The sequence below is a fragment of the Rhodococcus sp. ACPA1 genome, assembly GCF_002300195.1.
In the GTDB taxonomy this organism is placed as follows: Bacteria; Actinomycetota; Actinomycetes; order Mycobacteriales; family Mycobacteriaceae; genus Rhodococcus_F; species Rhodococcus_F opacus.
Genome location: NZ_NSDX01000006.1, coordinates 133,193 through 153,127, shown reverse-complemented (window position 1 = coordinate 153,127; position 19,935 = coordinate 133,193). Strand labels below are relative to the sequence as shown.

At 65.9% G+C, this 19,935-nt stretch carries 20 protein-coding genes; 5 read left to right on the top strand and 15 right to left on the bottom strand.

The genetic code is table 11. The features are described 5' to 3' along the window. Nucleotides 1-15: 15 nt before the first annotated feature. Nucleotides 16-555, bottom strand: a complete 540-nt coding sequence (locus CJ177_RS30110; RefSeq protein WP_231914473.1) for a TetR/AcrR family transcriptional regulator — start codon at nucleotides 553-555, stop codon at nucleotides 16-18. Between CJ177_RS30110 and CJ177_RS30105 the strand changes: the two genes are divergently transcribed. Then, on the top strand, nucleotides 541-1,665 hold the full coding sequence (locus CJ177_RS30105; protein ID WP_257014732.1) for an FAD-dependent monooxygenase: 1,125 nt from the start codon (nucleotides 541-543) through the stop codon (nucleotides 1,663-1,665). The two genes, CJ177_RS30110 and CJ177_RS30105, sit on opposite strands and share 15 nt — an antisense overlap. Nucleotides 1,666-1,769: 104 nt before the next feature. Here the strand turns inward: CJ177_RS30105 and CJ177_RS30100 are convergent, their stop codons facing one another. Then, nucleotides 1,770-2,597: an NADPH-dependent oxidoreductase gene (locus tag CJ177_RS30100; RefSeq protein ID WP_061701462.1), complete on the bottom strand. Its 828-nt coding sequence runs from the start codon at nucleotides 2,595-2,597 to the stop codon at nucleotides 1,770-1,772. A gap of 180 nt (nucleotides 2,598-2,777) precedes the next feature. On the opposite strand from CJ177_RS30100, the gene CJ177_RS30095 reads away from it, so the two are divergent. Continuing rightward, nucleotides 2,778-3,524 (top strand): SDR family oxidoreductase, encoded by a 747-nt coding sequence (locus tag CJ177_RS30095; protein WP_179443333.1) that lies wholly within the window; start codon nucleotides 2,778-2,780, stop codon nucleotides 3,522-3,524. Between the two features lie 12 nt (nucleotides 3,525-3,536). Here the strand turns inward: CJ177_RS30095 and CJ177_RS30090 are convergent, their stop codons facing one another. From CJ177_RS30090 to CJ177_RS30065, 6 genes are all read right to left on the bottom strand, one after another. Next, a complete protein-coding gene (locus tag CJ177_RS30090; RefSeq protein WP_082764959.1) occupies nucleotides 3,537-4,787 on the bottom strand; it encodes a reverse transcriptase family protein in 1,251 nt (416 codons plus the stop codon). Between the two features lie 272 nt (nucleotides 4,788-5,059). After that, a complete protein-coding gene (locus CJ177_RS30085; RefSeq protein ID WP_095869290.1) occupies nucleotides 5,060-5,443 on the bottom strand; it encodes a RidA family protein in 384 nt (127 codons plus the stop codon). A gap of 58 nt (nucleotides 5,444-5,501) precedes the next feature. Further along, nucleotides 5,502-6,266, bottom strand: coding sequence for an amino acid ABC transporter ATP-binding protein (locus tag CJ177_RS30080; RefSeq protein WP_005242880.1), 765 nt, complete (start codon nucleotides 6,264-6,266; stop codon nucleotides 5,502-5,504). Further along, a complete protein-coding gene (locus CJ177_RS30075; protein WP_095869289.1) occupies nucleotides 6,263-7,198 on the bottom strand; it encodes an amino acid ABC transporter permease in 936 nt (311 codons plus the stop codon). Before CJ177_RS30075 ends, CJ177_RS30080 begins: the two co-directional genes overlap by 4 nt. 11 nt (nucleotides 7,199-7,209) lie before the next feature. Beyond that, entirely contained in the window at nucleotides 7,210-8,133 is a 924-nt protein-coding gene (locus CJ177_RS30070; protein ID WP_061701465.1) for a transporter substrate-binding domain-containing protein, read from the bottom strand. Then, nucleotides 8,130-9,323 carry an alpha-hydroxy acid oxidase gene (locus CJ177_RS30065; RefSeq protein ID WP_061701466.1) on the bottom strand — a complete coding sequence of 398 codons (1,194 nt, stop codon included), beginning with the start codon at nucleotides 9,321-9,323 and terminating at the stop codon, nucleotides 8,130-8,132. Before CJ177_RS30065 ends, CJ177_RS30070 begins: the two co-directional genes overlap by 4 nt. Before the next feature lie 227 nt (nucleotides 9,324-9,550). On the opposite strand from CJ177_RS30065, the gene CJ177_RS30060 reads away from it, so the two are divergent. Beyond that, nucleotides 9,551-11,200: a helix-turn-helix domain-containing protein gene (locus CJ177_RS30060; protein ID WP_061701467.1), complete on the top strand. Its 1,650-nt coding sequence runs from the start codon at nucleotides 9,551-9,553 to the stop codon at nucleotides 11,198-11,200. Nucleotides 11,201-11,531: 331 nt separating this feature from the next. On the opposite strand, the gene CJ177_RS30050 is transcribed toward CJ177_RS30060, so the two are convergent. The 3 genes from CJ177_RS30050 to CJ177_RS30040 are packed head-to-tail and all read right to left on the bottom strand — an operon-like array spanning nucleotide 11,532 to nucleotide 14,697. Beyond that, nucleotides 11,532-12,722, bottom strand: a complete 1,191-nt coding sequence (locus tag CJ177_RS30050) for a YbfB/YjiJ family MFS transporter (protein WP_095869288.1) — start codon at nucleotides 12,720-12,722, stop codon at nucleotides 11,532-11,534. A gap of 41 nt (nucleotides 12,723-12,763) precedes the next feature. Further along, nucleotides 12,764-13,663 (bottom strand): LysR substrate-binding domain-containing protein, encoded by a 900-nt coding sequence (locus CJ177_RS30045; RefSeq protein ID WP_061046048.1) that lies wholly within the window; start codon nucleotides 13,661-13,663, stop codon nucleotides 12,764-12,766. Nucleotides 13,664-13,668: 5 nt separating this feature from the next. Then, a complete protein-coding gene (locus CJ177_RS30040) occupies nucleotides 13,669-14,697 on the bottom strand; it encodes a nitronate monooxygenase (RefSeq protein WP_095869287.1) in 1,029 nt (342 codons plus the stop codon). A 130-nt stretch (nucleotides 14,698-14,827) separates the two neighbouring features. On the opposite strand from CJ177_RS30040, the gene CJ177_RS30035 reads away from it, so the two are divergent. Then, nucleotides 14,828-15,697, top strand: coding sequence for a LysR family transcriptional regulator (locus CJ177_RS30035; RefSeq protein WP_061046049.1), 870 nt, complete (start codon nucleotides 14,828-14,830; stop codon nucleotides 15,695-15,697). On the opposite strand, the gene CJ177_RS30030 is transcribed toward CJ177_RS30035, so the two are convergent. From CJ177_RS30030 to CJ177_RS30020, 3 genes are read right to left on the bottom strand one after another with little or no spacing between them, the layout of a single operon-like run. Then, the gene (locus CJ177_RS30030) at nucleotides 15,685-16,374 is read right to left on the bottom strand and encodes a pyridoxamine 5'-phosphate oxidase family protein (RefSeq protein ID WP_061701470.1); all 690 of its coding nucleotides are present in this window, start codon (nucleotides 16,372-16,374) and stop codon (nucleotides 15,685-15,687) included. The genes CJ177_RS30035 and CJ177_RS30030 overlap by 13 nt on opposite strands. Beyond that, nucleotides 16,371-17,744: an MFS transporter gene (locus CJ177_RS30025; protein WP_095869286.1), complete on the bottom strand. Its 1,374-nt coding sequence runs from the start codon at nucleotides 17,742-17,744 to the stop codon at nucleotides 16,371-16,373. Before CJ177_RS30025 ends, CJ177_RS30030 begins: the two co-directional genes overlap by 4 nt. Nucleotides 17,745-17,801: 57 nt before the next feature. Continuing rightward, nucleotides 17,802-18,791 carry a nitronate monooxygenase family protein gene (locus CJ177_RS30020; protein WP_061701472.1) on the bottom strand — a complete coding sequence of 330 codons (990 nt, stop codon included), beginning with the start codon at nucleotides 18,789-18,791 and terminating at the stop codon, nucleotides 17,802-17,804. Nucleotides 18,792-19,042: 251 nt separating this feature from the next. On the opposite strand from CJ177_RS30020, the gene CJ177_RS46845 reads away from it, so the two are divergent. Continuing rightward, nucleotides 19,043-19,255, top strand: coding sequence for a hypothetical protein (locus tag CJ177_RS46845; RefSeq protein ID WP_143548713.1), 213 nt, complete (start codon nucleotides 19,043-19,045; stop codon nucleotides 19,253-19,255). 185 nt (nucleotides 19,256-19,440) lie between these two features. Here the strand turns inward: CJ177_RS46845 and CJ177_RS30015 are convergent, their stop codons facing one another. Beyond that, nucleotides 19,441-19,896, bottom strand: a complete 456-nt coding sequence (locus CJ177_RS30015; protein ID WP_025432811.1) for a hypothetical protein — start codon at nucleotides 19,894-19,896, stop codon at nucleotides 19,441-19,443. Between the last annotated feature and the right edge of the window lie 39 nt (nucleotides 19,897-19,935).

Sequence of the window (19,935 nt, the reverse complement as noted above, 5' to 3'; positions counted from 1 at the left end):
TACGAGGCCGACCACTCACCGGCAGAGGCTGCGTTCGACGGTGGTGATCAGGGTGCGGGAGACGTCGGCGACGGGGAGATTCCGCCCGGTGTAGAGCTGGTCGAAGCTGTCGAAGCTCGCCAATAGCCAGAGCAGGTCTGCGGCTTCGTCGACGGTGACGTCCGGCCGCAGAACCTCCTGCTCGGCCAGTCGCCGGGCGAGGTGGACCATTCCGCCGGCCCGGTTCTCCTCGATCCGCGTAATGGCCCCGCCGACGGCATCCGCGTCGAGTTGGGCCATCGAGAACAATGCCCGGAAAACATCGCGGTGGGCTGCGAACACCCGTACTCCAGAGTCGATTCCGCCGCGCAGGTGCTCGCGCGCGTCCGGGTGCTCCACCGCGTCCACCACCGCCTGGAACCCGGCCCGGTGCCACCACAGGTCGGTGGTGAGCGCATCGAACAGCCCGGCTCGTGAACCGAAGACGAGGTAGACGGTGGAGCGGGAGACACCCGCCGCCCGTGCCACCTGGCCTCGGTTCCGCAGGATCACCTCGAACCGGTGCTGCTGGACCACCTGCGCTCGTTCGGCACCGCGCGGGTGGCGATGGGCATCGAAGTGGTCGGCCTCGACGGCCGGTCCGACGACGTTCAGGTGACGCTACGCGACGTCGAGACCGGCGAAACCCGAATCGTCCACGCCCGCTACCTCATCGCCGCGGACGGCGCGCGCAGCACGATCCGCGACGCCCTCGGGATTGCGATGCGTGGCCCGGGGCGTCTGTCCCAGGCCATCGGGACCGAGTTCCGCGCGCCACTGTGGGACCTGCTCGGCGGCCCTCGCTACTGCATCTACGCCGTCACCCACCCCGACGCCGCGGGGGTCTTCGTTCCGGCCGGCCGCGGTGACCGATGGGTCTACGGGGTGGAGCACGACCTCGCGCAGGAGCCCGCGCCACGTCTGACGAAGGAGCAGTCCGCCCGCCTCATCCGGCTCGGCATCGGACTGACCGACCTGGAGCCGAGGGTCGACCGCATCGGGACGTTCACCTTTGCCGCGCAGCTCGCGGACCGCTGGCGGGAGGGCGCCGCGTTTCTCGTCGGCGACGCCGCACACCAGATCACGCCACGCGGGGGCACCGGCATGAACACCGCCATCCAGAGTGCCTACGACCTCGGGTGGAAACTCGCCTGGGTGCTCCGCGGCTGGGCCGGACCGCAGCTACTGGACACCTACGAGGCCGAACGACGACCGGTGGCCGCGCACAACGTGGCCCGGTCGGCCGACCCGCACGGCGGGGCCCGACTCGCCGCGCACGAACTGCCTGCGGACCTCGGCGGCCGAATCCCGCACGTCTGGTTGCCCTCCCGAGCCAACGCTGTGTCCACCCTCGACCTACTCGGACCCGGGCTGACGTTGTTCACCACCGACCCGAGTGCGTCCTGGCAGCGCGCAGCGAGTTCCGTTCCCGGGCCTCCGCTCGTCGTCCGCAACCTCGACGCCATCACCGCCCGCGGTATGGGCATCCCCCACGGCGGGGCACTCCTGGCACGCCCGGACGGGGCTCCGGCCGGATGGTGGCCGTCACGCACCGAACCAGATGCGGCACTCCGCCATGCGATCCGGGCGCTGCCGACCCCATCAGAGGCAGTGGATCGGAGTGCGGAAGGCGCCAGCGCTCGTTGAGCCCGAGCAGGAGGCGCCGGCGGAGGCTCGCGCGTGCGTGTCGATCTGGCGCGATGCCTCCGTAGGGACACCCACCGGGGTTTCCGCCTCATGGCGGCCAGACGCTAGCGAAGTGGGAACCCGAGACGGATGAGCGATTCTTTCAGCCGATCCCGCCCGTTCAGCCGCGCCGCGGACGCGAGTCGGTCCAGAACCCTGTCGATCCAGGAATGTTCGAGCTGCTGCGCCGAGTAGAAGGCGGCGATCCGCCCCTCGTAGGCGTCGACGTGGTCGCGCTGGGCGGGCAGGTCGTACTTCTCGTGGTGCAACACCGCCGCTCGGGGCAGGCGCGGTTTGATCTGGGCGTCGGCGTCCGGATGCGGATGTCCGACGACGAGCCCGAACACCGCGAACACGTGGGGAGGCAGGCCGAGTTCCGCCGCGACCTCCTCGGGCTTGTTGCGCAGCGCCCCGATGAACACCGTTCCCAGCCCGAGCGACTCCGCCGCGGTCACGGCGTTCTGCGCAGCCAGGGCTGCATCGATGAACCCGATATAGCTGCTCTCGAGGTAGTCGGCTCCCTCGATCGGCGCACCGCGGTCGCCGGCGAGCTGGCGGACGCGGGCGAAGTCGGCGAGCCAGACCAGCAGGACGGGGGCCTCGACGATGTGGGCCTGCTCGCCCGCGAGCGCGGCCAGACGAGCCTTGCGTTCGGGGTCGCGGACTGCGACGACACTCCACGCCTGGAGGTTCGACGACGTGGCGGCCGACTGCGCAGCCGAGACGAGGACGTCGAGCGTCTCGTCGGTCAGCGGATCGGGTAGGTAGCGGCGAACCGAACGGTGCGAGTGCAGGGCTTCCAGAACCGGATTCCACTGCGCGGGTTCGGTGAGGGCGGGATCCCAGTAGCGCTGCTGCAGCGCCGTGCGGGGTGCGATGTCTGCGATGGTCACCCGGACAGGAAAGCCGACCGCCGTCCCTCACTCCAGTGTTAGGCGCACCGTGATTCCGGAGATCCTCGGCGTTCTCGTCGACAACCGCGAATGGAACGCGTGAACAGCCGCAGCGGGGCCGCCGATCGGCGACAATTCGGGGGCTGCCGACAGCGGTTCGGGAACTACGTGATGCAAGGAGTGGATGTGACGGAACGGGTCATCGTGGTGACGGGTGCCGGATCGGGGATCGGGCGGTCCATGGCGACCGGACTGCTCGATGCCGGACATCACGTGGTGCTGACGGGACGGGCGCGGGACAAGCTGGACGAGGCAGCGCACGGTCACGAACACGCGCTCGTGGTGCCGGCCGACGTCTCGTCGCCACAGTCGGTGCACAGCCTCTTCGCCGGCGTGGCCGAACGGTTCGGCCGCGTGGACGTACTCGTCAACAATGCGGGCACTTTCGGCCCCTCCGGCGCGGTGGACGAGATCGACCCGGAAGACTGGGACCGGACGGTGGCCACAAATCTGACCGGGGTCTTCCTCTGCTCGCGCGAGGCCGTGCGAATGATGAAGACGCAGACACCTCGTGGTGGACGCATCATCAACAACGGTTCACTGTCCGCGCACACGCCACGACCCGCGAGTGTCGCCTACACGGCAACCAAACACGGGGTGTCGGGGTTGACCAAGTCGATCGCGCTCGACGGGCGCGACCACGACATCTGCTGCACCCAGATCGACATCGGGAACGCCGCAACCGCCATGACCGAAGGCATCGGCCAATCCGCCCGCCAACCGGACGGATCATTGCGAGCGGAACCCACCTTCGATCCGTTATACGTCGCGGACGCGGTGACCCGACTGGTAGAACTCCCCCTGGACGTCACCGTGCCGACGATGACGATCATGGCCACCGGGATGCCGTACATCGGCCGCGGCTGACAGGGCGGCCGGTCAGCGACGCTGGTCTGCCCAGTCGACCCGGGCGGCCAGTGCGTGCAGCGACTGTTTCCTGCTCGCGTTGCATTCCCCGACCCAGGCGATGCGTCCGTAGACGTATTCACGGAAATGCGGTCGGCCGTCACGATTCTGCGAGTCGGGTCCGTACCGAGCGCAATTGAAGAGCAGCGCTCGCAGGTCGTCGTACTCGGTTCGCGCCGCCTGCGGACGAGTGTTGACCACCAACCCCGCCAGGTGCTGGCGTCGATGCGCCCGCATGATCCGGGTCTTACCGGTGTGCACGGAGAAGCCTTCGTGCGCCACGATCCGGCCGACTGCGTGGATCAATCGGTCCACCGCCAGTTCCGTGCCGGAGAACGCGAGGTCGTCGGCGTATCTCGTGTAGCCGGCGCGGTGGGTTCTCGCGAGCCCGGTCAATCTGCGGTCGAGTCGATATGCGACGAGATTGGCGAGCGCCGGCGAGGTCGATGCGCCTTGCGGTAGGTGCGCACCCCGGAGCCGACTCGCCGCATCGAACGGAAGCTGCGCGAGGACACCTGGCGGGGTAGACGTCGTGCAGAGCCCGGCGAGCACGCGTGACACCCGAGTCGGGTAGCCGAGGGCATCGAAGACCGCCCTCACCCGCGTCTGGGAGACGGAGGGAAAGAAGGCACGGAGGTCGATGCGCAGCACGACATCGTGTCCCGCGTGGGGCGCGGCGAATGTGTGGACGCTGCGACCTCGGACGAATCCGTGCGCCGCGGCGTGTGGTGGGACGCGGTCGAGTACCGAACGCAGAATCCGGCGCTGCACCTCTCGAAGGCGTTCCTTGGGCGCCTCGAGCAGGCGGTTGTCCGATCGGATCCGATAGCGGTAGTGCTGCAGCGGAGTCGCTTTCGTGCGCAGCCACCCGCCGGGATCTGCGAACCAGTCGAGTTCGGCCGGGGTGAGACCGACCGCCTCGGCGACCGCCGCCGTGTGCGACCACCGCGGGACGTCGAATTTCCAGTCACTGCCGGACGACTCGACGACCGTCTCGGGTTGCTCGATCTGCGGGAGCTCCGACAGCAGCCGATAGACGCCGTCGACGCCGTCGATCGGCGGCGTGGGCATGAGGTCGTAGAGCCGGGTCGCGATCCGGCCGGCATCCGGCTCACCGGCTTCCTCGAAGCGGAGGATGAGGCCGGCCCTGGTCCAGGCTCCAACGGTTGCCTCGACAGCGAGGCGACGAGCGATCTCAGGCTGCAGAGCCCGGCCGGCTGTCATGGGTGCGACGGTGCGAGGTGACCGATATCTGTCGTCTGCGGCGCGCCGAAGCACGCGGAGCATACGGTCGCGCGTCGGACGGTGTCTCCGATGAACACTGTCGAGCCAGGGGTTTCCCCTGACGTGGTCGCGGCCGGCGAACCGGCCACACCACTCTCACCTCTGCACCGTCGCACCTCGTGAGAATGCCACATGATCTCTGCCGTGCGGGCTCTATCGGTCTTGATGTCGAATCGAGCGACTCCGCTGGTCGGAGTGCGCAATCGATCCAGTCAGCGGGGGCACAGAGCGACGACGTCGATCTCGACCAGAAAGTCACCGAGATGCGATCCGACGGTGGTTCGCGCCGGGTACGGGTGCGAGACGAACTTCTGGAAGGTTTCGTTGAAACCGGTGAAGTCTCGCGCTGGATTCTGCAGGTGGACGGTCGCCTTGACCACGTGCGAGGAGTCCGAGCCGCACGATTCGAGTACGGCTGCGAGGTTGCGCATCGCCTGTTCCGTTTGTTCTTCGATGGTGGTGCCGACGAGTTCCCACGTCTGCGGGTGGTGGGGCGTCTGACCTGCCGTGTACAGGACCCCGTCGGCAAGGATCGCCTGGGAGTAGTGCCCTGCAGGGCTGGGTGCATCGTCTGTGCTGACCTGTTGCCTGTTCATGTGGTTCCTCAGTCCTGAATGTTCGTTGTTCTCGATCGCGGGCGGGCGGGTGAGGTGTTCACAGCACCTTCGAGAGAAACGCGCGGGTCCTCTCCTGTTGCGGATTCCCCAGAACCTCGGACGGCGGGCCCGCCTCGACGACGACACCCTGGTCCATGAAGACGATCTGATCGCTGACCTCGCGGGCAAACCCCAACTCGTGGGTGACCACGACCATGGTCATACCGGCTTCCGCCAGGGACTTCATCACGTCCAGTACCTCACCGACGAGTTCCGGGTCGAGCGCTGAGGTCGGTTCGTCGAACAGCAGCAACTTGGGCTTCATCGCCAGTGCGCGGGCAATCGCGATCCGCTGTTGCTGTCCGCCGGAGAGCTCCCGCGGGTATGCCTGACCTCGGTTCCCCAGTCCGACACGATCGAGCAGGACGTGCGCCTCCGCTGTCACCTCGTCGCGGGGTCTGCCGAGAACGTGAATCGGGGCTTCGACGATGTTCTCGAGAACGGTCATGTGCGGAAACAGGTTGAAGCGCTGAAACACCATGCCGGCATTGAGTCGAGACCGTGCCGTCTGACGTGGCTTCATCTCGTGTAGCCGGCCATTGCGTTCCGAGTAGCCGATCAGTTGTCGATCCACGTACAGTCGGCCCGCATCAACTTTCTCGAGGTGATTGATGCAGCGCAGGAAGGTGGTCTTCCCGGATCCGGACGGTCCGATGAGACAGGTCACCGAACCGCGCTCGACACTGAGGTCGATGCCCTTGAGGATCTCGGTGGCACCGAATCTCTTCCGGACGCCCTGTGCTTTCACCATGACGGTGTTCATTTCGCCCTTCCCAGTGCCAGTCGACGACGTGTGGGTGCTACCGACGCGGTGAACCCGCGCGCGTAGTGTTTCTCGAGCTTGTCCTGGAAGAAACTCAGGATGGTGGTCATCAGGAGATACCACAGGCTCGCGACGATGAGCAGCGGGATCGTCTGGTAGTTCAACGAATAGATGATCTGCGCGGAGTACAGCAGATCGGAGATCGCCAGAACGCTGACGAGGGTTGTCCCTTTCAGCATCGAGATCACCTGGTTCCCCGTCGGCGGAAGCACCACGCGCATGGCCTGGGGAAGAATGACCCGGCGCATCAGCTGAGTCTTGTTCATTCCCAGCGCCTGAGCCGCGTCGTACTGGCCGTTGCCCACCGATCCGATGCCACCGCGGATGATCTCTGCCATGTAAGCCGCTTCGTTCAGAGACAGTCCGAGGAGAGCGGCCCCGAGGGGCGTGATCAGCGTGTTGACCGAGCCAACCATCAATTCTGGTCCCCCGAAGGGGATTCCGATCGAGATGGTGGGATACAGGGCAGCGATGTTGTACCAGAAGATCAGTTGGACGAGGAGCGGAGTGCCCCTGAAGAACCATATGTAGCCCCGGCTGATCGAACTGACGATCGGATTGTCCGACAGCCGCATGACGGCAAGGAGCGTTCCGAGCGAAATGCCCGCGGTCATCGAGAAGATCGTCAGGATGATCGTGAGAACCACGCCTCGAAGTATCTCCGGGGCAAACAGGTAGGACGACACGACATTCCAGTGGAATCGGTCGTTCGTTGCGACGTTCCACGTCACCGCCACGGCGACGATGAGCAGCACCAGTCCGAACGTCTGCCGCACAGGATGTTTGAGTGGCACAACCGGGATGGAAGTGTCCGGGGACGCCGACACTGCGGACGGAGGAGGGAAGGCGTCTCGCGAGGCCAATTGCTGCATGGTAGGTCTCCTTATTGAGCCGCGTTGACGCGAGCTCGAGTGATCATCGCGGACTCCGCACCGTATTTTCCGAGTGCTTCCCTGTATGCATCACTGGCGATGACAGAGTCGAGTGCAGCGGACACGGCGTCGACGAGTGCGGGTTCCTTGGTCACGCCTACGGCGACGGGGGCGTAATCGAATGTGTCCGACAACTCGAGGGCGGGATTGTTCGCCGTGGCGTACGAGAGGATCGGGGAATCTGCCAGGACGGCGTCTTGCCTGCCACTGGTCAGCGCGGAAATCGCCTGCCGCGTGTCCTGGAACTGGCCGGTCTGGATCGGCGGCTTGCCGGCGGCCGCGCACTCCTGCTCATAGGCCGGAATGTTGACGGTGAGCTGATACGAGCCCGTCAGGACGCCGACCTTCTTGCCGCAGAGAGTGTCCTTCGTGACGGGCTCCCCTCCCTTGCCGACGACGATGGCGTTTCCCATCTGCATGTAGTCGACGAAATCCATTGCCGCCATCCGCTTGGTGGTGGGCGTCATCGAGGACACCGTCAGGTCGTAACGACCGGCTGCGATCCCGGGAATGATGGAGTCGAAATTGACGACTTTGATGTCGACGTCCAGGTTCAGGGCGTTTCCGATGAGTCTCGCGATGTCGGGGTTCGTGCCCGTCATGTACCGGGTTCCCGCCGAATAGAACTGGGTGGGCGGTTCATTCGTCGGGATCGCCACCCGCAGCGTGTGCCGTGCTGCCACCGCGTCGGGCAGCAATGCGACGGCCGATTCGTTCACCGCGAGTGACGGCGTCTTGTCGCCGTCGACGGGAGCCGAGGCCGGCGGGTCCGCAAATTCTTCGAGCCGACCGCAGCCGACCGTGGAGAAGAGGAGGGCGGCGAGTGCGCCGGCGCACAGGAGCCGGTGAGAGGAGCCTCCGGTGCGACTTGTCATGACGAGGACTTCTGCTTGGGCGTGGCCGTCTGCGTTCCGGTGTATTCGTGCGTCGAGCGGGCGAAGGCGGCGTGTCGGTTGCGAACGAAGGACGGCCCGTTGTCCTGCAGTTCCTTGATGCTCGAGACCCCCAGCAGCATCATCGTCCGGGTCATCTCCTCCGCGAAGATCCGCAGCACGTGCGCGACACCCTCCTGGCCCGCCGCCGCGAGGCCGTAGAGGTACGGGCGGCCGATCGCGCACGCATTCGCCCCCAGCGCCAGGGCCTTGATCGCGTCCGAGCCGCGGCGGATGCCGCCGTCGACGATGATCTCGACCCGCCCGTTCACGCGTTCGACGATCTCCGGCAGAACGTCCAGCGGGGAGGCCATGTGATCGAGTTGCCGGCCGCCGTGGTTGCTGACCTGGATGGCGTCGATCCCGATGTCAGCGGCGATCGCCGCGTCGTCGGCGCTGACGCACCCCTTGAGGACGATCGGACCGCTCCACCGGGAGCGTAGGTCGCAGAGGGTGTCCCAGTCGGTGGGTTCGTAGGAACCCGACAGCAGGGTTCGCCACATATCCGGCGTGCTCGCCAGCGGCCCCTCCGCGACGGTCCCGTCGAGATTGGGGAAGGCGATCGCGTCGTTGCGCAGAAACCTCCACGCCCACACGGGATGTAGCGCCCCTTCGACGACCGTCCGCGGTTTCAGGGACGGGGGTGCCGTGAAGCCGTTGCGGTAGTCGCGTTCGCGATGACCGATCGCCCGGCAATCGACGTTGACCAGCAGGGCCTCGTATCCCGCGTCGGCTGTCCGGTCGAGCATCGCCTGGAGCATGCCCTTGTCCGCCATCGGTTCGATGTTGAACCAGCGACGAAGGCCCGGAGTCTGCGCGCTGACCAGTTCCATCGGCGTCGTGCTCAGGTGCGCCAGGCCGTACGGGACATTCGCGGCGAGAGCGGCACGCGCCGCACCGAGTTCGCCCTCCGGGTGAAACAGTCGTGTTCCCCCGGTGGGAGAGAGCATCAACGGCATGGCGACCGGCTTGCCCAGGAGAGTCGACGCCAGGTCGAGGTTCTCCACGGCACCCCACCGTGGCACGAAGGACCAGTCGTCGAACGAGGAACGATTGCGGCGGACCGACGCTTCGTCTTCGCCGCCGCCCTCGATGTAGTCGAAGATGCTCAGCGGGAGACGCGCGGCGGCCATCTTTCGTACGTCTTCGATGCTGTGGCATCGCCGTGCCAGCCGCTGTGACACGGACCGAGCGGGGCCCTCGACATTCACTAACGATCTGATATCTCTGAGTTTCATCGGGACTCCTCGAAGTGGGGCTGACACCCGGTGCGTGGGGTGAACCAATAGTGATCCACACCTCACACGGTTGATATGGAGAAGTTTCCAAGCTCAACAGTTCCGCTTGTAAGATCTTCTCAATGGACCCATCGGAGGAGTCGTGGCACGGCGACGCGGCATCCGTGCCGATCGCGCTGTCGGCCTGGACCGACCTGGTGCAGGAAGATCTACTGCACGCGAATCCGACGGCGGAAAATCTCCGCCGCCCCGTCGCCGACGTGCAGCTCTACGACGCATTCGACGACCAGCCGAACGTCAGGAACACCGTCGTCCTTGCGATGGGCGTGTCCTGCGGGTCGGCCGGATTCGAGCGAGTACTCGTGCACGCCGCCGACGGCGAGGCCGCCGCCGTGATCGTCAAAGCACGCGGAACGCCGATCGAGGACCTGCGGATCGCGTCCAGTCGTCACGACGTTCCCGTGCTCGTCGTCGGAGACGACGCGGATTGGACACGACTGATCGCGATGGCACGAACAGCGGTCGCGGGTGCTGCGGTCGATTCGGTATCGGGCGTGCGTCTGGGCGATCTGTTCGCTTTCGCCAACGCCGTAGCCTCGATAGCCAACGGAGCCGCCAGCATCGTCGATCCTTCGGGCCGCATCCTCGGATACTCCACAGTGCCGGGCCAGCCGATCGACGACCTACGGCGCGAGACGACTCTGACCCTGCAGGAGCGGACACCCCCAGCCCTCGACGCAGATTTCAAGGTCGTCTACTCCTCCATCGCCGCGCATTTCGTGCAGTCACCCAGCGGGATCGCGGACCGGCTGGCACTTGCCGTCCGGGCGGGCGGGGAACTGCTCGGATCGATCTGGATCATCGATCCCGGAGGTGACCGCCGCCAACCGGCCCTCGATGCGCTCGACAGGCTGGCGCCACTGGCGGGCCTGCACATGCTTCACGCCCGGTCCGCTTCCGACTTCACCGAGCGCCGCAACGCCGACCTCATGCGGACGTTGATGGACGATCCGGCCCAGGCCTCTTTCGCTGCCGCACAACTCGGTCTCGAGTTCACCGACGGATTCGCCATTGCGGCGTTCGCCCTCTCCCACCCGAACGCCGGCAGCCTCGACGCCATGCGCGAGCAACATCGACTACTGCAGCTCGTGACCGTGACGTGCAACGTCCAGTTCCGCAGTGCGTACAGCGCCCTGATCGACTCGGTCGTGTATGCGCTGCTGCCCTGCGCGGGCGAGTCTCCCCGGGCAGCCCACCGTCGCGTCATTCGTGACATCGGCTCCTACGCGACGACGATCAGCGCGCATCCGGTTGTCGCCGCGGTAGGCGGCATCGCCGAGCAGATCAGCGAGCTACCTCGATCCCGGACCGAGGCGGTGCGCACATTGCAGTACCTGATGCGTCAACAGTCGGTCACGCGAGAGAATCCGACTCCCCAACGCCCGGCAGCGGCTGTGTTCGAAGACCATTGGACCGAGCTCAACCTACTCGAAATCGGCAGGTACATAGCCGAGAAGCATCTCGACAAGTTCGACGTCGTCGATGCGATCCGGGCGTACGACGCCACCCATCACACCGACTTTCTGATCACTCTGCGTGCGTACTTCGATTCGAACGCGAACGTGTCCAAAGCGGCGGTCCGAATGCATGTCCACGGCAATACCATTCGGTACCGAATCACCCGTCTCGCCGAAGAGTTCCAGATCGACTTCGACAATCCGACCACGCGGCTATGGCTGTGGCTCCGACTCGTTTCGACAGACCTGATGTGAGTGGACGCTTGCGGGGTGGGTCCACTCCCCACGCTGTACCGGCTTTGGGACGTGACGGTCGCAGCCTGCACGCCGGGTGCCGGGAACGCGAGAATCGTCAGCGCCATGGCGCCGATGACGAGGCCGGCGAGACAGGCCGCGCCGCCTACGCTCGCGCGAATCGCGTGAAGTGGTTGAAATCTTCGGCCTCTGCGTTGACTCACCATGACGATCTCCGTGTGCTCTTGACCGTGCCGCGGCGCCGGCGACGTGAAAGTCAGCATGGCCGCGACGCGTCGTGACCACATCGGCCGAAGTACGCGTGCGCATACCTGCTTTTCGGCTGCCACCCTCATTCGACCGTGGCTCGCTGACGAAACCGGACGGTCAGTACCGCGGCGGCGAGTGCTGCCGCCAGAACGATGCCCGAGGCGACGAGCAATGCGAGGTGGTAGCCATCGGAAAGCAGTGGTGTGACGATGAGCGGGCCCGCGATCTGACCGAGGCTGTATCCGGTTGTCAGTATCGCGACCGCGCGTGGGAACTGGAGGTGAGCGCCGATCGTCAGCGACATCTGACTGATGCCGAGGAATGTTCCCCCGAACAGGAAGGCGGAGACCAGGGCGGGCCAGATGCCGTCTGCCACCGCGGGCAACGCGATGCCGGCGGCCTGAATGACGAGGGCGATCACCAGCAGGATCGGGCGAGACCATCGTCTGCCGAACAACGCCCAGAGTGGACCGGACGGTAGCGCCGCCAGCCCGACGAGCACCCAGGCGCCACTGCCGGCGAAGCTGCCTGCAGTGTGGTCGATCGCTGCAACGAGAAAAGTGCCGGCGATGATGTATCCGACACCCTCGAGGGAATAGCTGATGAAGAGCGCACCGAACCGGCGGTGCCCCTGCTCGTGCGATCTTCTGCGCTCGGCCGTCGGCACCGTCGGAGCACGTTCCGGTGTGAGAGTCCACGCCGCGAGGGTGCAGATCAGGGTCAGCAGTGCGGCCGCCCACCACACGGAGCCCCACGTGCTCATCGACCGCAAGATGAGGACGACGAGCCCGGACAGGGCGATACCTGCTCCGATTCCGCCGAACGCCCAACCCGACAGGTGTGCCGCGTGCCCACTCAGGTTGGAGTGCATGGCGCTGACCGCGATGACGAAGACCAAAGCACTGGTAGCACCCGCAACACAACGCAGTACGGCCCAGGCGGTGTCGTTCGATGTCACCGGCATGAACGCCAGCGTGGCGGTCAGGATCAGCAGCGAGACACGCATGGCTGCCGCCGAGCGCACCACGGCGGGAAGGACGATTCCGGCGAGCGCCCCGACGAGGTATCCGAGATAGTTTGCCGTCGCCAGGGCGGCGCCCGCCGACGGTGTCAATCCTGCCTGGGCCTCCATCAGAGGGAGAACAGGTGTGTAGACGAACCGTCCGATGCCCATGCTCGCCGCCAATGCGGCCCCGACCTGACCGACCGTGACCCACGGCGATGTCGGCGTGCGGGATGCGCTCAGGTCGGCGGCGCTGTCTACTGCGTTCATGCATTCTCTTTCAACAACATTCGGTCGGCGCGCAGGCCCCTCTAGCGAGCCACGGATTTCAGGGAGGCCGGGCGGCTGGAGTCGTGGGTGTGGAACAGGAAACGCGACATCGCAGCGGTCATGGTGGAGTCCTTGCGGCGGATGAACAGGGTTTCCGCGCGCGAGTCGGCCGGCGCGAGGTGATGCACCTTCAACGCCGCCGCCAACGGCGAAGTGGTCACCACGCCCAGTGGCAGCAGGGTCACGCCCATCCCCGCGGCCGCACACCCGAGGATGCCCTCGAGAGTTCCGAATTCGAGGACGTTCGGACTCGGCACTCCGTGCTGCTCGAAGAGCCGCTCCAGGCGGGCCCGGTAGGCGCAGCCGGCCCGGAGGACGAGAAGCTTGTGCCGCCCGCCGTCGGCCAGTGCCGAGTCCAGATCTGCCACGCGAACGCCGCTCACCAGCACAAGTTGCTCGATGAAGACCTGCTCGGAGACCAGGTCCGGATGGCGCACCGGGCCGCAGACGAAAGCGCCGTCGAGACGATGCTCGAGCACCTGGGTGGTCAGCGCGTCGGTCGTGTCGGTCGCCAAGGTGAAGTCGACTCGGGGGCACTCTTCGCTGAAGGCGGCCAGCACCCCGGGAAGCCGCAACCCGGCGGTGGTCTCCATGGAGCCGATCGCCAGTCGTCCACCCGGCTCGTGATCGTCGCTGACGACCTGCGTCACCTCCCGCACGAGCTGAGTGATCTGTTCGGCATAGGGCAGCAGACGTTCGCCGGAATTCGTCAGGGTCACCCCACGGGCATGGCGGCGGAACAGTTCCACACCGAGTTCGTCCTCGAGCGTGCGGATCCGTGAGCTGATGTTCGACTGCACCGTCAGAAGTTCCTTCGATGCCCGGGAGATTCCGCCGGCGCGGGCCACGGCCAGGAAGAAGCTCAGGTCTCCGATGTCCATGAGAATTACCGTGTTTCGCCCCACAGGTCCCGAACGATCTCCCGTGCGGGGGCCGAACGAGCACTGCGATATCCGATGCCGGCCCAGAGGGCGAGGCCGTGCGGGTCGCCGGCGGCGCCTGCTGCGGCTCGCAGCCCACTGGTCAGCAGGTGCACCTGTGGATATGCCGCCACCGCGTGAGCATCGAAGTCGGTGATGAAGTCATTGACCAGGCCACGCGCGGGACGGCCGGAGAACGCGCGAGTGACGACGGTGTCGGTGAAGCGGGCGTTGTGCAACGCGGCCCGGTGAGCGGGTTTGGTCCCTGCCTCGTCGGCGTCGAGGAGCGCGGTTCCGATCTGGACGGCGGTGGCACCGGCCGCGAGTGTTGCCGCGACGTCTGCTGCGGTCGCTATCCCACCCGCCGCGATGATCGGAAGGTCGATCGCCGAGCGGGCCGCCTCGACCAATTCCCTCGTCGAACGTGGATCCGGCTCGGCGTCGGGGTCGAGCGTTGCTCGGTGCCCGCCCGCGTCGACTCCTTGTAGACATATCGCGTCGACGCCCACCCGAGCGGCGGAGAGCGCCTCGCCGACATCGGACACCGTGGCCACCACGGCACTGCCGGCGTCGTGTAACCGATCGACGACGGTCCGCGGCGGAAGACCGAAGGTGAACGACACCACCGGAACGGCAAGCTCGACCGCGAGGTCGACCTTGGCGTCGAATGCGTCGTCGTCGAAGTCGACGACCTCCGGCAGCGACACCTGCCAGTGTTCGGCGAGTGGCTGCAGTCGCGCTCGGTAGGCCTCCACCGCTGCACGGTCGGCCAGGGGGCGGCCCGGGACGAAAATATTGAGTCCGAACGGTGCGCTCGTCAGCGCGCGGACCGCGTCGACCTCACGCCGAACCGCGTCGACGGTCTTGTACCCGGCCGCAAGGAAACCGAGGCCACCGGCGGACGAGACCGCGGCAACCAGCTCGGGCGTGCTCGGTCCTCCTGCCATGGGCGCCCCGACGATGGGAATTCGGAGGCCGTCCTCGAGATCGAACACCAGGATCCTTTCGGTCGATGTGTGCGTGGCGGACCGGGTTCACGTCCGCTTCACCCTTTCCGCTCCTGATCCTGCACCGCCGCAGTGCGGAGCGGAAATGCCTATTCGGCTGGATCTATGCTTGGGAGTTATGTCCATCGAACTGCGGCATCTGCGGGCGGCGGTTGCGATCGCCGAGGCAGGCTCGTTCACCGCCGCGGCGAACGCACTCCACATCACCCAGCCGGCGCTCACCCGCACGGTGCAGCAGCTCGAAACCTCGCTCGGCGTTCGGTTGTTCGACCGGACGTCGCGGGCACTCGCCCTCACCGAGGACGGTGCCGGATTCGTCGAGAAGGTACGCGTCATTCTCGGCGATCTCGATTCCGCGGTTGCGCTGTACACCAACCGATCCCTTGTCCTCGGCTTCAGTTGGCTCCTCCCCGATCCGTGGGCGCAGCAGGTGATCGACGACGTCGAGACGAACTCCCGCGCCACCGTCGTACCGCGTCGCTGCGACGACCCCATCGCCGCACTGAACAACGCCACCGTGGACGCCGCCGTCGTCCGCCGGGATGTTCCCGGCGACGAGTTCGTGCAGCATCCGCTGTTCGAGGAGCAGCGGATTGCGGCAGTCTCGACCGCGTCGCCTCTCGCGACCCGAGAATCGATCGACTGGGCCGAGTTCGGAACGCTTCCCCTGGTCATCAATACCCTCAGCGGCACCACGTCCGAAGATCTGTGGCCGAACCACGACGGTCCGGTGGTGACGTGCTCGAACTTCGACGAGTGGCTCGAATTGATCGCCGCCGATCGGGGTGTCGGCACGGTTCCCGAAGTGGCCCGCAGGCGGGTAACCCATCGGAACGTCCAGTTCATCCCGCTGGTCGGTGCGCCGCCCGCGGTCGTGAGGTTCGTGTACCGCCGCAACCGCGCGACGCCGCTGCTGCGAGTACTGCGGGACGCCGCGATCCGGCACTCTCCGCCACCCGGCAGTGCCACTGTCGCTCAACACGACTGACCGTCGTCGGTGTGCCGGCGAAGCTGGGCGACTTCCCGCTCCAGTTCTGCATTGCGGGATCGCAGTCGTTCGATTTCTTCCTGTAGACCCTTGCGGGCCAACGTGAGCGACTCCCGCATCCGCGCCTCGCCGTACTTCGGCGGGATGTTCTTCGTGCAGTTCCGGTCGAGGGCCTCGACGTGGATGACGAACGCGCGATCGCATCCGGCCTTACCGACCCCGCCGGGTGCGGTGAGGAGCCGGGCGATGAGATCCGGATCGTCGGAACGCTCGACGACCTCGGCTCGCCCGTAGACTTTGACTCTGGTGCGGGTAGGGTAGTCGATGAAGAAGAGAGCCACTCGGTCGTTCTCGTCGAGGTTGCCGACCGTGACGAACTGCTGATTTCCCGAGTAGTCCGCCAGCGCAATCGTCACCGGGTTCGGCACGTGCACGAATCCGGGCGGGCCGCCTCGGTGTTGGATATAGGGCCACCCCGAGGGTGTCACGGTCGCGATGAAGAACGAATCGGTGGCTCGGATCAGGGCAGTGACCCGGGTGTCCAGTTGGTCGGGCAGGCCCGGGTCGTCCTCCTGCGCCCGCATGCTCCTGTACCAGTTGATGCTTCCCGTCGCCTTCTGCCGCTCGGCCACCGGAGTAGTGAATGCGATCGCGCCGTACCGGGTCGGGTGTCTCATGACGAGTACTCGGAATCGATGTGCTTCCACGCCCGCCGGACTATCGGGCTGTCGACTCCCCGACGCAACGTCAGCACGAACACCACTGCGGTGACCGCGGTTACCGCGATGGGGTAGATCAGCCCGGCGAGGACGTTCCCGGTCGCGGAGTTGAGCGAGAGCGCCACCAGAGGGGTGAAGCCACCGAACACGCCGGTCCCGATGTGGTACGCCAGCGACAGTCCGGTGTAACGGATCTGGGGTGGGAACAATTCGGACAGGAATGCCGCGGTGGGCCCGTAGACCATGGTGACGAAGATGACCTGAATCGTCAGCGGCACGATCATCTGGATGTGGTGGCCCTCGACCGCGGCGTCCCGGACCCACTGGAACAGCGGGAGGTAGCCGACTGCCGAAAGTACCAATCCGCACAGGATGATCCGAGTCCGTCCATATTTGTCGGACATCTTGCCGAAGACGACGAAGAACGGTGTCGCGATGACCAGGGCGATTCCGACCGAGAGATTCGCGGTGAGGAAGTCGATCTTCAAGATCGTCTGCAGGAAGTACAGCGTGTAGAACTGGCTGGTGTACCAGGCAACTCCCAGCCCGGCCGTGACTCCGAAGAGCACGACGAGCAGCAACGCGAAGGCCGGCTTGTTCGCCACCGCGTCCCTGATCGGTGAACGCGAGAGGTTTCCGCTCCGTCGCATCTCCTCGAACACCGGTGATTCGTGCATCTTCATGCGGATCTTCAGCGAGAACAGCACCAGGACCGCGGACAGAAGGAACGGAATCCGCCAGCCCCACACAGTGAATGCCTCCTCGCCCAACCCCACCCGGCAGAGCACGATGACGCCGATCGACAGGAGCAGACCACCGGTCGCGGTGGTCTGGAGAACACTGGTGAGGGCTCCGCGTTTCTTCGCCGGCGAATTCTCCGCGATGTAGACGACTGCACCCCCGTACTCTCCGCCGATCGCGAGACCCTGCAGCAGCCGCAACGTCACCAGCAGTATCGGCGCCAGAATTCCGATGTGGTCATAGGTGGGCATCAGTCCGAGCGTCGTGGTGGCGCCGCCCATGATGAGCAGGGTCGTCATGAACGTCTTCTTACGTCCGACCCGGTCGCCCATTCTGCCGAACACCATGGCGCCGATGGGGCGTACGACGAAACCCGTCCCGAAGGCGGCAATCGTGACGAGAAGTGCTGCGGTTCCGTTTCCTTCCAGAAAGAACATCCCGGAGAACACGACTGCGAGACTGCCGTAGATGTAGAAGTCGTACCATTCGATCAACGTTCCGACGCTCGACGCGGTGATGATCTTGCGAAGGCTGCTCTTCGCTACACCGCTCGTGAGAGCGGGTGGTGACACGGACTGGCTGGTCATGGGGAATCCTTCTGGGGACGCACGGGGTGGGGGTTTGCGAGGTCGCACCGAAGGGCGCTAGGAGCCGATCGCCGCCAGATTGTGGGAAGTGCGGCCCAGGATGGCGGCGGCGGTGGCGACCATGTCATCGATGATCGACGCGACGGTGTCGACACGATCGATCTGTCCGACGACCTCACCGACGATCAGATTCGCGACGTCGTAGTCCTCGGCCTTCACTGCTGCCCGGAACTGCTCCTGCTTCTCCGGAAGCACACCCAGGAGGCCGGACTCGTCGCCGTGCCATCGACGGATGAAGTCGTTGTGCAGGACTCGGCCCGTGTAACGAATCGGCCAGGGCTTCTCCCGCACGATGTCGAAGGCGCTCTGCCTGATCGTGTCGTCCCCACTCGCCCCGAGGGCACGGTGCTGGGCCGCACGGGGAATCGCCGCCTCCTCCGCCGCCCAGAACCTGGTCCCGACGAGGGCACCGTCCGCTCCGAGCGCGAGCGCCGCCGCAAGGCCTCGGCCGTCGCCGATTCCACCGGCCGCCAGCAGCATCACATCCGGGGCCTCCCGCCGGAGAAAGTCGGCGATCTCCGGCACCAGAGTGAACGTCGATCGGGTTCCTGTTCCATGGCCACCCGCCTCCCCTCCTTGAGCAGCTATGACGCTCGCACCTACCGCCACCGCGCGGCGCGCTTGTTCGAGATCGTGCACCTGGCAGATCAGCGGGATTCCCGCGGCACGAATCGCAGGCGCATGCGGTGCCGGGTCGCTGAAGGAGAGGAATATGGCCGCCGGCCGGTAGCCGATCGTCTTCTCGAGGAGTTGCGGTTGCTGCGCCATGGACCAGGTGATGAAGCCACAGCCGACCGCGTCGGTCGTCACGCGGTCGAACTGATCGTGCAGCCAGGACTCGCCGCCGTATCCGCCGCCGATCAATCCCAGCCCACCTGCCTCGGCCACGGCAGAAGCCAATCTCCAATCGGAGACGTAGTCCATCGGTGCAAGGACGATGGGGTGTTCGATTCCGAATTTCTCGGTCAGACGGTTCTGCAGGCTCATGCTGGGCTCCTCCACAAATTTCCGACGTGTCGCAGTGTGTCCCACGTGCTGCACGTCACACCGGACGGCTTTGCGACAACGCTAGAACCCGGCCGAACAGCGGTCCAACAGTTTGTACCGATGCCTGCGTTCTCCAGAACAGAACGCTCGCGCGCCCCGCTGGACTCGTGAAATTCTCTGTCCTGCAATGCACTAGACCACGGACCACTCGAGCAACCGAATGGCCGGGCACGTCGGAACCTTGACCGTCGATGTCCGGGCCTGGGGCCGCCCGGCCCTGCCGTGCGTGGCAGGCGCGGTGGATCGACGCGACACCCGCCCGGACGGCACGGTGCTCGACTTACTGGACACCTGCCGTGCCGCTGATGCCGTCCATCGGAGGGTCCATCGTGCCGATGGCATTGGAGCAGATCGAATACCTGGCCACCGCACCCGACCTCGACCTCGACCTGGACCTGGACTGAAACCGAGGACCGGGATTCGCACGTGCCGCCGTCGATGGCACTGCGAGCGGTCACCAGACAGTCGCTTCACCACCGTCCCCCGCGGCCACCGTGCCCGGGAGGTACGCGTGGGGGTCCGTAATCGACAGCCGCGCAGCATTCCCGATACAGGTACTGACTCGATTGCCTCGGACGAGGTCCGAACGCTAATCGGCGACCAACTGCGCCCTCCCGGAAGTCCGCCCGATGCCTTGTTCTCGCTGCCGTCCGATGACATACCGGCCAGGGGCGATGCCGGTGGCTCCGTGCTCGGGGTGGATGAGGTAAGCCGTCGCTCGGCTGTCGAGGATACCGAGCGCGAGACGCCTGGGGTCGTTGACGGGCGTCGACCAAGTGCAACCCCCTTCGTCAGCGACCAGGCTGTGTGGATTCCCGCCCGCAGCACTACGCAGCAACTCCACTCCTGAGAGCGGTACGTTCTCGGACCGTGTCCACGGGGCGGACGTGACGGTGTCGGCGAGAAGCGAATACGGGATCACGATGAGATCTCCCTGTGCCTGCAGACCGTCGACGACGGGTATGGACACTTCCTGGGCGAGATAGTCGAACACATCGAGGCCGGTGAGGGCAGTGAGAGCGGACAAGGTCATGGTTGCATTCATGCGAGTCACCTTCGAGTTCAGGGAGTCAGGTTTCGGTCT

What these genes read in the sequence shown, in the direction of transcription:
- CJ177_RS30060 (WP_061701467.1), top strand. Translation starts at nt 9,551, where the DNA reads ATGGACCCATCGGAGGAGTCGTGGCACGGCGACGCGGCATCCGTGCCG.
- CJ177_RS30080 (WP_005242880.1), bottom strand. Translation starts at nt 6,266, where the DNA reads ATGAACACCGTCATGGTGAAAGCACAGGGCGTCCGGAAGAGATTCGGT.
- CJ177_RS30090 (WP_082764959.1), bottom strand. Translation starts at nt 4,787, where the DNA reads ATGACAGCCGGCCGGGCTCTGCAGCCTGAGATCGCTCGTCGCCTCGCT.
- CJ177_RS30070 (WP_061701465.1), bottom strand. Translation starts at nt 8,133, where the DNA reads ATGACAAGTCGCACCGGAGGCTCCTCTCACCGGCTCCTGTGCGCCGGC.
- CJ177_RS46845 (WP_143548713.1), top strand. Translation starts at nt 19,043, where the DNA reads ATGTCCGGGCCTGGGGCCGCCCGGCCCTGCCGTGCGTGGCAGGCGCGG.
- CJ177_RS30020 (WP_061701472.1), bottom strand. Translation starts at nt 18,791, where the DNA reads ATGAGCCTGCAGAACCGTCTGACCGAGAAATTCGGAATCGAACACCCC.
- CJ177_RS30045 (WP_061046048.1), bottom strand. Translation starts at nt 13,663, where the DNA reads ATGGACATCGGAGACCTGAGCTTCTTCCTGGCCGTGGCCCGCGCCGGC.
- CJ177_RS30050 (WP_095869288.1), bottom strand. Translation starts at nt 12,722, where the DNA reads ATGAACGCAGTAGACAGCGCCGCCGACCTGAGCGCATCCCGCACGCCG.
- CJ177_RS30025 (WP_095869286.1), bottom strand. Translation starts at nt 17,744, where the DNA reads ATGACCAGCCAGTCCGTGTCACCACCCGCTCTCACGAGCGGTGTAGCG.
- CJ177_RS30035 (WP_061046049.1), top strand. Translation starts at nt 14,828, where the DNA reads ATGTCCATCGAACTGCGGCATCTGCGGGCGGCGGTTGCGATCGCCGAG.
- CJ177_RS30075 (WP_095869289.1), bottom strand. Translation starts at nt 7,198, where the DNA reads ATGCAGCAATTGGCCTCGCGAGACGCCTTCCCTCCTCCGTCCGCAGTG.
- CJ177_RS30065 (WP_061701466.1), bottom strand. Translation starts at nt 9,323, where the DNA reads ATGGCCGCCGCGCGTCTCCCGCTGAGCATCTTCGACTACATCGAGGGC.
- CJ177_RS30030 (WP_061701470.1), bottom strand. Translation starts at nt 16,374, where the DNA reads ATGAGACACCCGACCCGGTACGGCGCGATCGCATTCACTACTCCGGTG.
- CJ177_RS30015 (WP_025432811.1), bottom strand. Translation starts at nt 19,896, where the DNA reads ATGAATGCAACCATGACCTTGTCCGCTCTCACTGCCCTCACCGGCCTC.
- CJ177_RS30085 (WP_095869290.1), bottom strand. Translation starts at nt 5,443, where the DNA reads ATGAACAGGCAACAGGTCAGCACAGACGATGCACCCAGCCCTGCAGGG.